This window comes from Roseixanthobacter pseudopolyaromaticivorans (assembly GCF_043195145.2).
Classification (GTDB): Bacteria; Pseudomonadota; Alphaproteobacteria; order Rhizobiales; family Xanthobacteraceae; genus NCEH01.
The window spans coordinates 1,839,616-1,855,273 of record NZ_CM195539.1 but is presented as its reverse complement, the minus strand read 5'-3'; the positions used below and the strand labels follow the sequence as shown (position 1 = coordinate 1,855,273).

Genomic DNA, 15,658 nt, shown 5'->3' with positions numbered 1-15,658 from the left:
CCCTCATACGCGTCAACTAAGCCGGCCTTGCGGCGCCTCCGGTTCCCCACCGCGGGAACCTTCCCAGACCCTCCACCGGCATTTCAGTGGCGGATACATTGCAGGTGTCCGTCACCGCTGGCCGTTTTCGAACCAACTCTCGAAACAGAACCGGCGCGGGAAACCGCGCCGGTTCACCCCGAGGGAAAAGCCGACGCTCACTTGATGCGCGGCAGAACTTCGAACTGGTGGAACGGAGGAGGCGAGGTCAACGTCCACTCCAGGGTGGTCGCACCGGGACCCCAGGGGTTCGGTCCAGCCAACTCCTTGCGGCGAAAGGCAACCACGATGCCGGTCAGGAAGATCAGCACGGCGAAGCCGGAGATATAGGAGCCGATGGACGAGATGTAGTTCCAATGCGCGAACGCATCGGGATAGTCCACATAGCGGCGCGGCATGCCGGCGAGGCCGAGGAAATGCTGCGGGAAGAACACCAGGTTCACGCCCACGAACGTAACCCAGAAGTGCAGCTTGCCCCAGAATTCCGGGATCATGTAGCCGCTCATCTTCGGGAACCAATAGTACCAGCCGGCGAAGATGGCGAACACGGCGCCGAGCGACAGCACGTAGTGGAAATGGGCCACCACGTAATAGGTGTCATGCAGCGAACGGTCGATGCCGGCGTTCGAGAGCACGACGCCGGTGACGCCGCCGACCGTGAAGAGGAAGATGAACCCGATGGCCCACAGCATGGGGGTGCGGAACTGCACCGATCCACCCCACATGGTGGCAATCCAGGAGAAGATCTTCACGCCCGTCGGAATGGCGATGATCATGGTCGCCGCGACGAAATAGGACTGCGTCGAGGCGGAGAGGCCAACCGTATACATATGGTGCGCCCACACCACGAAGCCGACCACGCCGATCGCGACCATGGCGTAGGCCATGCCGAGATAACCGAACACCGGCTTGCGCGAGAAGGTCGAGACGATATGGGAGACGATGCCGAAGCCCGGCAGGATCAGGATGTACACCTCGGGGTGGCCGAAGAACCAGAACAGGTGCTGGAACAGGATCGGATCGCCGCCGCCGGCCGGATCGAAGAAGGTGGTGCCGAAATTGCGATCCGTCAGCAGCATGGTGATGGCGCCGGCAAGCACCGGGAGCGACAGCAACAGCAGGAAGGCGGTGATCAGCTGGGCCCAGGCGAACAGCGGCATCTTGTGCAGCGTCATGCCAGGCGCGCGCATGTTGAAGATGGTGGTGATGAGGTTGATCGCGCCAAGGATCGAGGACGCGCCAGCGATATGCAGCGCGAAGATCAGCAGATCCATGGCCGGGCCGGGGTGGCCGAGCTTGGACGACAGCGGGGGATAGATGGTCCAACCGCCGCCGAAGCCGTTGGAGCCGGCGGCGCCTTCGACGAACAGCGAGATGATCGCGAGCGCGAATGCGGGCGGCATCAGCCAGAACGCGATGTTGTTGATGCGCGGGAAGGCCGTGTCCGGCGCGCCGATCATCAAGGGAATGAAGTAATTGCCGAAGCCGCCGATCAGCGCGGGCATCACCATGAAGAAGATCATGATAAGGCCGTGGCCCGTGGTGAACACGTTGAAGGTCTGCGGATTCTTGAAATATTGAAGGCCCGGCTCCATCAGTTCCAGACGGATGCCGATGGACAGCGCGCCGCCCACGATCCCCGCCACGATGGCGAAGATCAGGTACATGATGCCGATGTCCTTGTTATTCGTCGAGAACACCCACCGCTTCCATCCCGTGGGATTGTGCTCGGCATGTGCCGCGTCGTGCGCGATAGCCTCGGTGGCCATGAGTCTAGTCCTCAATCTCTTGACGTTGCCGTCTTATCTTTAAGCGCCGTCGGGTCGTACCAGGCCCGTGGGCGGGCCCTTCGATTTCGCACACGAGGCGGCGTCCTGCCATCTCGCGCGAGTTGTTTCCGGTCGATGCGTCCGAGGCGGGCGCCTCAGTTGGCCGCATCAGCGAGCACAAGCGTTCCGGCGACCGGCGCCTGCACCGTGCGGACGGACGAGGGTGCCGCAGAGAACTTCTGCTTGGCCTGCGCGATCCAGGCGTCGAACTCGGCCTGGCTCACCACACGCACCGCGATCGGCATGAACGCGTGGTCGCGACCACACAGTTCGGAGCATTGGCCGTAATAGATGCCTTCCTTGGTCGCCTTGAACCAGGATTCATTCAGGCGCCCGGGCAACGCGTCGATCTTAACGCCGAAGGACGGCACCGCGAAGGAATGGATGACGTCGGCGGCGGTCACCTGGATCCGCACGGTCTTGTTCACCGGCACGATCACTTCATTGTCCACCGCCAGCAGGCGGGGCTGGCCTGGCTTCAGATCCTTCTCCGGCACCATCAGCGAATCAAAGCCGAAGCCGCCGTTATCCGGATATTCATAGGACCAGTACCACTGATGGCCCGTAACCTTCACGGTCATGTCCGCCGGCGGAATGTTCAGCTCCAGATGGAGCAGGCGGAACGAGGGGATCGCGATCGCCACCAGGATCATCACCGGAGCAACCGTCCAGATGACCTCGATCAGCGTGTTGTGGGAGGTCTTCGAGGGCACCGGATTGGCCCGCTCGTTGAAGCGGACCATCACGATCGCCAGCAGCACCATCACGAACAGCACGATGGCCACGATGATGGCGAGCACGAAATTGTTGAACGAATGGATGCTGGCCATCACGGGCGTCGCGGCATCCTGAAGGCCGATCTGCCAGTCGGACGGCTGGCCCATACCGGCCCACGCAGCCGAGCTCAGCGAAATCGCGGCGACCATCGCGGCCACGGCGAGAGCACCGGTGCGAATGAACGAAATCATGGTAATCTGCTCTCCCTGCGCGGCGCCGTCGCTACCGCAAGCGCAGCGGTGATCGGTAGTTGGCGGACGCCGTAAGCGCGCCCGGTGGACCGGCGCATTCTTGACTTAAATCAAACACAAATCACCGCACCCCGCAATTGCGGCGCACAGGCGCACCGATGCGACACAAGGTCGGACTCCCCCTCCCCTGACAACCTGCCGGCAAAGAATTTAGCGGGGGCATTTTTACCGCCCCCCGGTGTGGGGATCCGCGCGAGAGGGTGCGGCCGGAGCGCCAGAGTGGCCGGAAACAGCCGTTTCCCATCAATTCTCCGTTTTATTCCGCAAAGGGCCGCCGCATTCTTGACATGGACGGTCAGCCTTTTAAGCCAAAACTCACGGGCGGCACGCTACGCCCTCATTGACAGTCGCGGCCCGTTTTGGATCGCCGCCAGTTTTCGGAGCCGGTGCCCATGGAGTTCATGTTGTCGCGGGGCCTCGCCCGCACGGATCGGCGCCCTGAGGCCGCCCGCCTGGTGCCGGCTGGCAAGGTCATGTGCGCCTTCATCGTCGCGGTGTTCGGCTTTTGCGGCCTGCTCTCCACCTCCCGGCCGGCCGCGGCGCAGGGCGTCGTGAAGCAAGTCTATGGGGACTGGCAGATTCGCTGCGACACGCCTCCGGGTGCGCAAACCGAACAGTGTGTCCTGCTGCAGAGCGTCCAGGCCGACGACCGCCCGAATGTCGGCCTCACCGTCATTATTCTGAAGACCGCCGACCAGAAAAGCCGGCTGCTGCGCGTTCTGGCGCCGCTTGGCGTGCTGATTCCCTCCGGCCTCGGCTTGAAGATCGACGATACCGACGTCGGCCGCGCCGGCTTCGTGCGGTGCCTGCCCAATGGCTGCGTCGCAGAAGTGGTTATGGATGACGCGCTGGTGGGGCGGTTGCGCCAGGGCAAGCAGGCGACCTTCATCATCTTCCAGACGCCGGAAGAGGGCATTGGAATACCGTTGGGTCTCAACGGCTTCGGCCCCGGCTTCGACGCTCTCAAATAGGCGTTGCCGTTACGCAACAGGCCGGGGCCGGCGCCCGCATATCGTCACAATTCTCTTGGTGCGGAGCTGTGTCCCGCCTTTAATGACGGTCGGTTCTGGCGGCATGGTTTGGCCATTGTTGCTCTGCACAAGAGCGGCCGGCGCAAGCTTGGCAGAAGGCATGGCGGATGCACGGAGACGACCACACCCTGTTCATCAGCGCTCTCGCCTTTCTGGTGGCGGCGGTGGTTTCCGTGCCGGTGGCCCGGCGGCTCGGGTTATCGCCGGTGGTGGGTTATCTGGCCGCTGGCATCGCTATTGGCCCCGCCGGCTTCAATGTGGCCGATCCCACGACCGTCATAGCGGTGGCCGAACTCGGCGTCGTACTGCTGCTGTTCCTCATCGGGCTTGAGCTTCAGCCGTCGCGCCTGCTTTCCATGGGGCGCTATATTTTCGGCCTCGGCACCGCGCAATTGCTGATTACCGGCATGACGATCGCGCTCGTGTCCTGGCTGCTGGGGTTCGGCATCGCGGGGGCGATCATCACCGGCATGGCGCTGGCCATGTCTGCAACCTCGATCGCCCTTCAGCTGCTGGGTGAGCATAACGACCTCTCTTCCGGCTACGGCCAGCGCGCCTTCTCGATCCTGCTGTTCCAGGACATCGCCATCGTCCCCCTGCTGGCACTGGTGCCGCTGCTGGCGCCGGGCGAATCCAATCTCGGCACGGACGTGACGGCGACCCTCCTAAAGGCGGCGGCGGCGCTAGCGGCGGTCAGCGTGATCGTGGTGTCCGGACGCTTCCTGCTGAATCCGCTGTTCCGCCTGCTCGCCCGCTCCGGTGCGCGCGAGGCGATGACGGCGGCGGCGCTGCTGGTGGTGCTCGGCGCGGCCGGCCTGATGGCGACCGTGGGGCTTTCCATGGCGCTCGGGGCCTTCCTTGCCGGGCTGTTATTGTCCGAAAGCACCTTCCGCCACGAGCTGGAAGCCAATATCGACGCCTTCCGCGGCTTGCTGCTGGCGGTATTCTTCATGGGCGTCGGCATGTCGCTGGACCTCACGGTCCTGCTGCCGCACATCCTGCCGGTTGTGCTCGCCGCCTTGATGATCACGGCGATCAAATTCCTGGTGGTGTTTCTGCTCTATCGCACCGACCACCGCACGGACGCGGACGCGCTGCGCGCCGGTGCGGTGCTGATGCCGGCGGGCGAATTCGCCTTCGTGCTGTTTCCGCTGGCCCTCGCCAACGGCATTCTCAATCGCGAGCAGGCCGAGCTTCTCACCGCAACGGCCGCGCTGACCATGATGATCGGTCCGCTGGTGTTCGCCGGCATCGGGCGCCTGCTGCCACGGCTGCGCCACGCCGAGCCGGAGCCGGAGCCGGACGATTTCACCGACGCCAACGGGCGCGTGCTGGTGATCGGCTTCGGCCGCTTCGGCCAGATCGTCTCGCAATGCCTGCTGGCGGAAGGCGTGGGCGTCACCATCATCGACAATGACGTGGAGATGATTCAGAGCGCCGGGCGCTTCGGCGTGCACATCTATTATGGCGACGGCACCCGCCTGGACGTGCTGCGCGCCGCCGGCGCGGACCAGGCGGAAGTCATCGCCGTGTGCGTGGACGACCGCGAGGCGGCCGACCGGATCGTCGATATCGTGCAGGCCAACATGCCCAATGCGCGCCTTCACGTGCGCGCCTTCGACCGCGTCCACGCCATGGCACTGCTGCGCAAATCCGTCGATTACGAAATGCGCGAGACGCTGGAATCGGCCTTCGCCTTTGGCGGGCGGACGCTGGAAGCACTGGGCGTGGATCAGGAGGCTGTTGCCGCACTGGTCGCGGACGTGCGCGCCCGCGACCGCAAGCGGCTCGAATTGCAGGTGCAGGAAGGGCTTTACGCTGGTATCGAACTGGCCGGCCAGAAGGTGGAACCCGAGCCCCTCACCGACCCCAACAAGCCCGCCAAGCCGCTCAATCCAGAGGCGCAGGACGTGCTGGCCCACGAAACCGAATTTTCGGGCTGACCCCACCCGTTGCACGCTGGCGGATGGCGTCGTCCGCCGATTTGTGGCGCAAGATCGCGCGGCCTGATCTACAACGGGCGCGCTCGCCGGTCCGTCGCGGCCACGGCGATCAGCCCGGCTGAATCCCGCGAAACAGCCCCAACGAACCATCGGACCGCATGAGCGCAGCGCCCGCGAAATTCCTCCAAGGTTCCATCATGCGCCATGTGGCGGTGATGGCCGCCACGGGGTCGATCGGCCTGGTCGCCGTGTTCCTCGTGGACCTGCTGAACCTGTTCTACATCTCGCTTCTCGGCGAGGCGGAGCTGGCCGCCGCCATCGGCTATGCCGGGACGATGCTTTTTTTCACCACCTCGGTGGCGCTCGGCATCATGATCGCGGGCTCGGCCGTGGTGTCGCGCGCGCTTGGCGCAGGCAACCGGGAGGATGCCCGCGCGCTCGCCACCATCGCGGTTCTCTACATGGTGCTGGTGTGCGTGATCCTGACCGCCATCTCGCTGCCGCTCATCCGGCCGCTGCTGTCGCTGCTCGGAGCCCACGGGCGCACGCTTGACATCGCCGACCGTTTCCTCGTCGTGGTCACCCTGTCGACGCCGCTGCTGGGCATCGGGATGGTGACCTCCGGACTGCTGCGAGCGACCGGCGATGCCGGACGGGCCATGTGGGTGACGCTGGGCGGCGGCCTGCTGACGGCCGTCCTGGACCCGATCCTCATTCTCGCCCTGGGCCTGGGCGTGGATGGCGCCGCCATCGTCTCTGTCGCCGCGCGCCTGTTCATGGCGCTCTACGGGTTGCAGGCGTGCCACCGCAGGCACAATCTGTTTCGCCGTCCGACCCTTACCATGTGGCATCGCCATGCCGGACCGATCTCGGCGATCGCGATTCCCGCCATTCTCACCAATGTCGCGACGCCGGTGGGCAATGCCTATGTCACCGCCAAGCTCGCCCCGTTCGGCGATGGCGCGGTGGCGGCGTTCGCGGTCATCGGACGGGTGATTCCCGTGGCCTTCGGCCCGTTGTTCGCCCTCACCGGGGCGGTTGGGCCGATCTTCGGACAGAATTTCGGTGCCGGACTGTTCGACCGTCTGCGCACCACGCTCAAGGATAGCCTGATCCTGACCCTGCTCTATGTGGGTGTGGTGTGGGTGCTGCTGGCGCTGCTGCGCAATACCATTTCCTCGGTGTTCGGCCTCACGCCCGAGGGCCAGCAGATCGTTGCCTTCTTCTGCCTCGTCACGGCCGGAAGCTTCATTTTCCTCGGTGGATTGTTCGTCGCCAATGCGGCGTTCAACAATCTTGGGGCGCCGCTGCTCTCCACCTTCTTCAACTGGGGCCGTGCCACAGTCGGCACCATTCCGCTGGTGTGGATCGGCAGCGACATCATGGGCGCCAACGGGGTGATTCTCGGCCAAGCCATCGGCGCCGTCGCATTCGGCATCGCGGCCATGGTTTTTGCTTTCCGCGTGATCGAAAGGATCGCCGCGGCACCGCCGCCGGTAGCGGATCGAGGGCCCGCACCGCATCTGTCCACCGTAGAATTGCCCCCACTCTCCTCCCCTCAAGACGCGACCGCCATCGAGCCGTGATTTTGGCGAGACGATGGCGTAGAGTCGCTCCGTCGGGAGGCCGTTAAATGGACCAGTTCGTGCAATTGCTGAGGGCTGCTCAAGGCGGGCAGGGCCTGGAGAATCTTGCCCAGATCTACGGACTGACCGCGCAGCAGGCCCAGAAGGCCGCGGAAGCCGTCATGCCCGCATTCGCGGCCGGCATTCAGCGCGCTATGCAGTCGCCCGAGGGGCTCGCCAACCTCATGGTGCTGATGATGCGTGGCCCCTATGGCGGCTTTTACGATCGGCCGCCGTCCGCGCCCGACCAGTTCTCGCAAGCCGGCGCCAATGCGCTCGACGCGCTCTTCGGTTCGCCCGAGATCAGCACGGCGGTGGCCAATCACGCGGCCGCCAGCACCGGCCTGGCCACGGCGGTCGTGCGCAAGATCATGCCCGATTTCGCGACCCTCGTGATGGGGGGACTCACCAAATCGCTCGCCGCCTCGGGCGCGATGAACCAGATGCTCGCGGCCATGCTGGCGCGCGCAAACGGGCTCCCCGTGCCCACCGGCAATCCCTGGGTGGATGGCCTCGCCACCTGGATGAACAGCGCCATGCCGCGCCAATCCCAGAGCACCGGCAATCCATGGGTGGACGCGTTTGCGCAGATGATGCTGCAATCGCCGTGGAGCGGCGGCACCGCCGGCGCCTGGAGCCAACCGGGCATGGGCGCCTCCTGGGCCGATGCTGCGCGTCCCCAGCCGGGCGCTTATCGTGCGCCGGGGCGTTCCGGCGCCTCAAGCCAGGATTTATATGGCAATGCCACCAATGCGTGGCAGGAACTCATCGCCGCCATGATGGAGACCATGACCGCGGTTTCCGGAGACGCTGCTCAGCGCCAGGTCGCCGCGGCCGCAAAGCCGATCGCCCTACCGCCGCCCCCTCCCCCGCCGGAGCCGCTGGCGGCGCTCGGGCAATGGCCGATGCAGGATTATTTTGCCCAATTGTTCGCCCAGGGCTTCCCACCCAACGCGAAGACCGGCGGGCACGATCCGGCGGCCCCCTTTGCAGGCCTCGCCGCTTTCTATCCGTTTCCGGATTTCTGGAGCCAGATGCTCGGCCGCAGCGCGGCCCACGGCCATGCCTCGCCGACGAAGACCGGAACACGGCCGACTCGCAAAGGTTGAGACCGCGAAAACAAAGAAGGCCCGCGCCGGTTGCGGCCGGCACGGGCCTAGATGGGCGGTCGCGAGGGGCTTTGACCGCCGATTGAATGGCCGCGAGATCAGGCCTGGCGGCGTGCCTTGAGCCAGGCTGCCGTGCGCCGTTCCACCGCGCGGCGCACCAGCAGCACCGAGGGATCGACCCAGGCCGGCTCGGCCGCCGCGTCACGAATGTCTCCGCGCGTCAGGCCAATGTCGCGCAGCATATGATCGTCGAGCGCGTTAAGGGCGCGGACGGCGCGACGATGCTCCATGGCGCGTACCACTTTCAGTCCCTGGCCAAGGGTCTGCAGCACGAACGTGGCCAGGACGGCGCCGAAGGGCGCGAGACCGGCAGTGCGGATTTCGCCATGAATGCTCATCGTCATCTCCATTGTCCGGCGCCTGCCCGTTCTGCTCCCAGAAGCACCGGGGGGACCACCCGATCTCACTGCGCCGCGACCCCCTCCTTGTGCGACGCGACGTAAAATCACGCTAGCGAATGTTATTCATCTGAAATATCATTATTGCTGATAGATCGAGATCGCTCATGACCATATTGCTCGACACCGATCAGCTTCGGACCTTCGTCGCCATCGCCGAGACCGGCAGTTTCACGCGCGCCGCCGAAGTGGTTCACAAGACCCAATCGGCGGTGTCCATGCAGATGAAGCGCCTCGAAGAACGGGTGGGCCGCCCGGTATTCGCGCGAGATGGACGCGCCTCGCGCCTGACGGACGACGGCCAGCGCCTCCTCGACTACGCGCGGCGCATCGTGAAGCTCAATCTGGAGGCGGTCGCGAGCTTCGCCGACGCAACGCTGTCAGGCCGCGTCTGCCTTGGCGTGCCGGACGATTATGCAGATCGCTATCTGCCGGAAATCATGGCGCGATTCTCGCGCACGCATCCCTCCGTGGAACTGACGGTCATCTGCGAGCCCAGTTGCGAACTGGTGGAGCGCATCAAGGCCGGCACCCTCGATCTTGCGATCATCACCTATACGGAGACATCGGCGCGCGATTCCCAGGTGATCCGCCGGGAGCGGCTGCTGTGGGTCGGCTCGGCGCGGCATGCCGCGCACCTCGAAACTCCGGTGCCCCTGGCCCTCGGGCGCCCCACCTGCGTGTGGCGCGATGCGGCCGTAACCCGCCTTGCAGGCTGCGGGCGCGCCCATCGCGTGCTCTACACCAGCCCGAATGCCGGCGCCGTCTCCGCTGCCGTCTTGGCGGGGCTGGCGGTGAGCGTATTTCCCGAATCGGCGTTGCGGCCGGGCATGCGCGTGCTCGGGCCGGCGGACGGCTATCCGCCGTTGCCGCCGTGCGATATCGCGCTGCTGCGCAACCGCCACGAGCCGAACGCCCTCGCCGACGCGCTGGCCCTCCATATCATCCAGGGACTCGACAACGTCACCGAGGCAGACGCCGCCGAATAGCCTCAGGTAGCCACAGCGCGGCCCGGAGTGAGCACCACCACGTTGCCGGCAAGCACCAGCGCAACGCCAAGCCCCGCCTCGAGCGTCCAATGGTAGCCCTCGAAAACCGTCGAGATGAGCAGCGCCACCAGCGGGAACAGCACCGTGCCGTAGCCCGCGCGACTCGCGCCGATGCGGCGGATCAATTGCAGATAGATCGCGAACCCGAGCAGCGTCGGCCCGACGATGAGATAGGCCAGCGCGCCGAGATAGCGCGGCGTCCATTCCACCTGGACCGGCGCACCTGAGACCAGCGTCGCCAGCAGGAACACCAGGCACCCATAGGCCATGCCCCAGGCGGTGGCGGAAAACAGCGGCAGGCCGCGCCGCGAGACGACGCCAGTCAAGAGGCTGCCGAGCGAGAACAGGAGCGTGCCGGCGATCGCCAGCGCAAGGGCCACCAGCACCGCCCCATCGAATCCGGTTTCAACAAGACTCGGCTCGAATACCAGGGCGATTCCACCCACCCCCAGCAGCGTGCCCACCAGGATGCGCGCGGTGAGCCGCGTGCCGAACATCAGTGCCGACAGAACCGGAATGCACACCGAAGCGAGTGAGAACACCACCGACATGACGCCGGATTTCAGGTGATAGCCGGCATAATAGAAGGTGAGGAAGTTCAGCGAGAACAGGCATGCGCCCAGCCCGGCGAACAACAGGTGGTCGCGCGGCCTGAAAGCCAGCCGTCCGCCAGAAACGCCCACGGCGACGAACATGACCGCCCCCGCGATGAGGAAGCGTAGCATGCCGGAAACCTCCGGCGCGACGACGCCGAGTTGCAGGCGTAGCGGCAGCCAGCCAGTGCCCCAGAGCAGCACGGTTGCGACATAGAGCGTCGCCTCCACGGTGCCGAACGCGGTCGGGGCGGCGGGAGGCGTGGACGCGGCCATGGGTTCCAAACTCCGGGAGATGGCCCGTTAGACCCTAGCATCGCGTTGCGCGAACCACCTGTCCGCGCATAGCCGCCATGCGCGACGCACATGCGCGGCCGCCCGGTTGATCCGCCTCAGTAGGCGAGCGCCTTGAAGACCGGCTCCACGGACTCATCCCAGGGGCCGAGAAAGAGGTCGCGTAGCTTTTCCGCGGGTGTCTTGCCGCTGGCGAGAATCTCTTTCAGCGGGACAAGGAAGCGGGTTTCGTCGCGGCCCTGGCTGTCGAGATGGCGCCGCCGCTTCAAGCCGCCTGCCGACAAGGCCACCATGTCGGCCGCGATATCGCGCACCTTGCGGCCGGCGATGGCGGCATCGAGTGCCAGACGAGGCACATCGTCTCGAAGCGCCTGCCGCTCCGCCTCGGTCCAATCCTTCACCAGCTCAAGAGCCGCATCGAGGCTTTGAGAATCATACAGCACGCCAGCCCATAGGGCCGGCAGCGCGCACAATTCCGCCCAAGGGCCGGCGTCGGCGCCGCGCATCTCCAGGAAGCGCTTCAGCCGCACTTCCGGGAAGATGGTGGAGAGGTGATTCACCCAGTCCGACAGGGTCGCGGTCTCGCCAGGCAGCGCGGGATGGCGCCCCGCGAGGAGATCGCGGAAGGACGATCCCGCCACATCAATATAGGCATCGCCACGCTTGACGAAATACATAGGGACATCAAGTGCATAGTCTACGTAGCGCTCAAATCCCATGCCGTCTTCGAAGGCGAAGGGCAGCATGCCGGCGCGCTGGTTGTCGGTGTCCCGCCAGATCTGCGAGCGGAACGAGAGGAAGCCGTTGAGCTTGCCTTCGGTGAAGGGCGAATTGGCAAACAGCGCGGTCGCGATGGGCTGGAGGGCGAGGCTCGCCCGCAGCTTGCGCACCATGTCCGCTTCCGAGGAATAATCCAGGTTCACCTGCACGGTGCAGGTTCTGAACATCATGTCGAGACCAAGCTTGCCGACCTTCGGCATGTAATTGGCCATGATCTTGTAGCGGCCCTTCGGCATCACCGGCGTCTCGGCGCGGGTCCATTTCGGGCTCATGCCGATGCCGAGAAAGCCGATACCGAGCGGCTCGGCGACCTGACGCACCTGCGTCAAATGCGTGTTGATCTCCGAGCACGTTTCGTGGATCGACAGCAAAGGCGCGCCGGAAAGTTCGAACTGGCCGCCCGGTTCCAGCGAGATGGCGCCCCCGCCGTTGGGGTCGGAGAGCCCGATCAGGGTCTCGCCTTCCAGGATCGGCTCCCAGCCCGAAAGCTTCTGCATGCCTTCCAGGACCGCCCGGATTCCCGCCTCGCCTTCATAGGGAACAGGTTCGTGCCGGCCGATCGTGAAGGGGATCTTCTCGTGCTCGGTGCCGAGCCGGAAGGCGGATTCCGGCTTGTTCCCCTGTTCGATCCAGGCGACCAACTCGTCGCGGGATTGGATCGGGGTCGCATCCAGCATATCGCGAGCCATACGCGCATTTTCCCTGGCGCGATCCGCAAGGGCCCAAGGTCCCTTCGCCGGAGCGCACCGCGTAAAGAGGTTGGATCATGCACGCGCCAGCGCTGAGGCGCCGGCTGGCATGTTGAGAACGGGCGCGCGAACATACACGGCGTCCACGCCACCGCAAACCGTCCGATGCGCAGGCGTTTCAAACGCGCCTTAAGGTCGCGCTCAAGCCGCTCGCGCCTCTTCATGAGGTGTTCGTCTCAGGCGGATGATGTGCCCTGCCCGCCAGCCTCCGCGACGGAGTCGCGCCGCCACACCGCGAACACGACCACGGTCAACGGCGTCGCGAGAAGCACGCCGAGCGGGCCGAGCAGCGTGCCGAACGCCACCACGGCGAACAGGCTGACCGCGGGAGGAAGCGAAACCATCTCCTGCTGAAGCAGGGGTGAGATGACGTTGCCCTCCAATTGCTGGACCACCAGGAACAGGGCCAGCGTCCAGGCCGCCTCCTCATAGCCGACGGTGAAGGCGAGCAGCAGCGCGGGCACTGCTGCCGCCACCGGCCCGATCATGGGCACGAATTCCGCCAGCCCGGCAAACAGGCCAAGCGCGAACGCGGAAGGAATGCCGATAATGTAAAGCCCGACACCGCTCAGCACGCCGACCAAGATCATGGCCAGAACCTGCGCTTTTAGAAAATTGCGCAATCCAAGATTGGCGCGGTCCAGCGCCGAATCGATCTGCGGGCGCCAGCCTTCGGGAAAGACCGTGAGGATGCCGGACCGATACAATCCCGGCTGGATCGCAAGGTAGATGCCTCCGGCAAGGATCAGGAACACGCCCAGGAGCACATTGGCGACATTGCTGGTGAAGCCGCGCAAGGCGGTGAGCATGGTGGTGCCGGAGGGAACCGCATTTTCCGCATGGCGGATCAGGTCGTCGGTCAGGCCTTGCAATCCGAAGCGATCGCGGAACTCGGCCCAGGCCTGCGGCAGGCGCTGCACCAGTTCCATCACCTGGGCGCGAATGAGACTACCGAACAGGTAAAGGGTGAGCCCGATGGCCACGGCCACCAGCAGCCCCGCCACGGCAAGCGCGGCCCGCTGCGGCAAGGCGGTGGCGCGCGCGATCGGCTCGGCCAAAGCGTGCAGGGCGACGGCGATGAGCACCGCCGCGAAAATCAGCAGGATCAGATCGGAGAGCAGCCAGGCAATCAGGAAACCGGTGGCCACGAGACACCCGATCGCCACCCCGCGCGCAACGCGCGTCTCATAACTCATGTGCGGCCCCATCTGCGGCGTCCGTCATCGGGCGGCGCGAATCCCGTCGCTTCCGCAACGCCACCGGCAGTGGGGCGTTCCCCCACCATCCTAGCCCGCAGCGCCGCAGGCCGGGCAGGCATTTCGGCGCAGGGAGACGGCGCGCGCCGCACAATTACGGCAGGTTCTTGCGCCGCTCTTCCTCGACGAGCTCCTTCTTCGAGAGCTTGCCCACCATGGTCTTGGGCAGCGTCTCGCGGATTTCCACCTCCTTCGGCATCTCGATCTTCGACACCTGTTTGGTGAGGAAGGCGAGCAGATCCTCGGGCGTGGCGCTCGCCTCGGCCCGCAGCGTCACGAACGCCTTGGGACTTTGGCCGCGATATTTGTCCGGCACGGCGATCACCACGCATTCCGCGACGGCGGGATGCAGATAGAGAGCTTCCTCGATCACACGCGGATAGACATTGTAGCCGCCGCACAGGATCACATCCTTGATGCGATCCACCAGGAACAGATAGCCGTCCGCATCGAGATAGCCCACATCGCCGGTGCGGAAGGCACCTTCGATGAAGGCGTGGGCGGTTTCCTCGGGTCGGTTCCAATAGCCGGACATGACCTGTGGCCCGCGCGCACAGACCTCACCCTTTTCACCCAGTGGCATTAGCCGTGTCGGGTCGGTGAGGTCGCGGATCTCGATCTGCGTGCCCGGAACGGCGGTGCCGACCGAACCATCCTTGATAAGCCCGAGCGGGGGATTGGCGGTGAGCACCGGCGCGGTTTCGCTCAGCCCATAGCCTTCCACCAGCTTGCAGCCGCTCAGTTCCTCGAAGCGATGGCGCACTTCCCCCGGCAGCGGCGCGCCGCCGGAAATGCACAGGCGCAGCGAGGACAGGTCATATTTGGCTAGGTCCGGCGCATTGTTGATGGCGGTGTAAATGGTCGGAACACCGGGAAACAAGGTCGGCTTCTGGGAGGTGATGGTCGCCAACAGATCGCCCAGATGGAAGCGCGGCACCAGGATGATTTCTGAGCCGGCGGCGATGGGAATGTTCATTACCGTCGTCATGGCGAACACGTGGAACAGGGGCAGCACGCCCAGCACCCGCTCGCCGCCGACTTCCAGGCAGTTCACGTGCGCCTTCACCTGCCGCGCGTTCGCGACCACGTTCGCGTGGGTCAGCATCGCACCCTTGGGAATGCCCGTGGTGCCGCCGGTATATTGCAGCACGGCGATATCGCGCAGCGGATCGACCGATACCGGCGCCGGCCGCGCCACGTCATGCACGAGATCCTGATAACGGACGTGGCGGCCATCCTCCCGGGAAAACTCCGCCATGTCCTTGCGTCGCAGCAGGGGAAACAGCAGCCCTTTCAGCCAGGGGAGGATTTTCGCGAACGGGCAGACGATGATCGTCTTCAGCCCGGATTCTTCGGCCACCGACGCGACGCGGGAATGGATCACCTTCAGGTCCGGAACCACCATGATGGTCGTGCCGGAATCGCGAATCTGGTTGGCCAGCTCCCGCTCGACGTAAAGCGGGCTGAAATTCACCACGATGCCGCCGGCGCGCAGGATGGCGTAATAGAAGATCACCGAATATGGCGTGTTGGGCAGACACAGGCCGACCCGCGTCTCCTTCCGCACTCCAAGGCGCTGCAGGCCGGCAGCGGCGGCATCGACCATCGCGCCGAGCTGTGCGTAGGTCCATTTGCGACCCATGAAATTCATCGCCGCCCGCGTGCCGAACTCGGCCACGCTCACGTCCAGCAGGTCGGTCACCGGACCCACCGCGATGCCTGCTTCCTGATTGCGATCCAGCACCGACGTTCCCCTCTCGATGGAGGCGCGGACGCCGTGTGAAACGGGCCAGCCTCTCTTGCTTGCGACGGCCCCTCGCGACGCCGTCGAGCACATCATGGAGCGAAATTGTGCCGGGAAAGCGAAGCTTACGC

Annotated in this window: 12 protein-coding genes; 5 read left to right on the top strand and 7 right to left on the bottom strand. The window is 65.2% G+C overall.

Translation table 11 applies throughout. The annotated features are described in order from the left end of the window. Positions 1-197: 197 nt before the first annotated feature. Together ctaD and coxB are read right to left on the bottom strand one after the other, a co-directional pair. Positions 198-1,808, bottom strand: a complete 1,611-nt coding sequence (ctaD, locus tag V5F68_RS08925; protein ID WP_348848416.1) for a cytochrome c oxidase subunit I — start codon at positions 1,806-1,808, stop codon at positions 198-200. Between the two features lie 155 nt (positions 1,809-1,963). Continuing rightward, positions 1,964-2,836 (bottom strand): cytochrome c oxidase subunit II, encoded by an 873-nt coding sequence (gene coxB / locus V5F68_RS08920; protein WP_394012161.1) that lies wholly within the window; start codon positions 2,834-2,836, stop codon positions 1,964-1,966. A 452-nt stretch (positions 2,837-3,288) separates the two neighbouring features. Between coxB and V5F68_RS08915 the strand changes: the two genes are divergently transcribed. The 4 genes from V5F68_RS08915 to V5F68_RS08900 all read left to right on the top strand — a co-directional run bounded on the left by V5F68_RS08915 (position 3,289) and on the right by V5F68_RS08900 (position 8,604). Beyond that, the gene (locus V5F68_RS08915) at positions 3,289-3,867 is read left to right on the top strand and encodes an invasion associated locus B family protein (RefSeq protein WP_394012159.1); all 579 of its coding nucleotides are present in this window, start codon (positions 3,289-3,291) and stop codon (positions 3,865-3,867) included. A gap of 167 nt (positions 3,868-4,034) precedes the next feature. Continuing rightward, the gene (locus tag V5F68_RS08910; protein WP_394012157.1) at positions 4,035-5,870 is read left to right on the top strand and encodes a monovalent cation:proton antiporter-2 (CPA2) family protein; all 1,836 of its coding nucleotides are present in this window, start codon (positions 4,035-4,037) and stop codon (positions 5,868-5,870) included. A 158-nt stretch (positions 5,871-6,028) separates the two neighbouring features. After that, positions 6,029-7,456, top strand: a complete 1,428-nt coding sequence (locus V5F68_RS08905) for an MATE family efflux transporter (RefSeq protein WP_394012155.1) — start codon at positions 6,029-6,031, stop codon at positions 7,454-7,456. Between the two features lie 47 nt (positions 7,457-7,503). Continuing rightward, positions 7,504-8,604: a DUF937 domain-containing protein gene (locus V5F68_RS08900; protein WP_394012153.1), complete on the top strand. Its 1,101-nt coding sequence runs from the start codon at positions 7,504-7,506 to the stop codon at positions 8,602-8,604. A gap of 98 nt (positions 8,605-8,702) precedes the next feature. On the opposite strand, the gene V5F68_RS08895 is transcribed toward V5F68_RS08900, so the two are convergent. Beyond that, positions 8,703-9,002: a DUF1127 domain-containing protein gene (locus V5F68_RS08895; RefSeq protein WP_394012151.1), complete on the bottom strand. Its 300-nt coding sequence runs from the start codon at positions 9,000-9,002 to the stop codon at positions 8,703-8,705. 167 nt (positions 9,003-9,169) lie between these two features. Between V5F68_RS08895 and V5F68_RS08890 the strand changes: the two genes are divergently transcribed. Beyond that, on the top strand, positions 9,170-10,051 hold the full coding sequence (locus V5F68_RS08890; protein WP_348848410.1) for a LysR substrate-binding domain-containing protein: 882 nt from the start codon (positions 9,170-9,172) through the stop codon (positions 10,049-10,051). Between the two features lie 2 nt (positions 10,052-10,053). Here V5F68_RS08890 and V5F68_RS08885 read toward each other — a convergent pair whose 3' ends face one another. From V5F68_RS08885 to V5F68_RS08870, 4 genes are all read right to left on the bottom strand, one after another. Further along, positions 10,054-10,980 carry a DMT family transporter gene (locus tag V5F68_RS08885; protein WP_394012149.1) on the bottom strand — a complete coding sequence of 309 codons (927 nt, stop codon included), beginning with the start codon at positions 10,978-10,980 and terminating at the stop codon, positions 10,054-10,056. Between the two features lie 116 nt (positions 10,981-11,096). Next, entirely contained in the window at positions 11,097-12,467 is a 1,371-nt protein-coding gene (locus tag V5F68_RS08880) for a glutamate--cysteine ligase (RefSeq protein ID WP_394012147.1), read from the bottom strand. Between the two features lie 236 nt (positions 12,468-12,703). Then, positions 12,704-13,723 carry an AI-2E family transporter gene (locus tag V5F68_RS08875; RefSeq protein WP_394012145.1) on the bottom strand — a complete coding sequence of 340 codons (1,020 nt, stop codon included), beginning with the start codon at positions 13,721-13,723 and terminating at the stop codon, positions 12,704-12,706. 154 nt (positions 13,724-13,877) lie between these two features. Further along, positions 13,878-15,527, bottom strand: coding sequence for a long-chain-fatty-acid--CoA ligase (locus V5F68_RS08870; protein ID WP_394012143.1), 1,650 nt, complete (start codon positions 15,525-15,527; stop codon positions 13,878-13,880). Between the last annotated feature and the right edge of the window lie 131 nt (positions 15,528-15,658).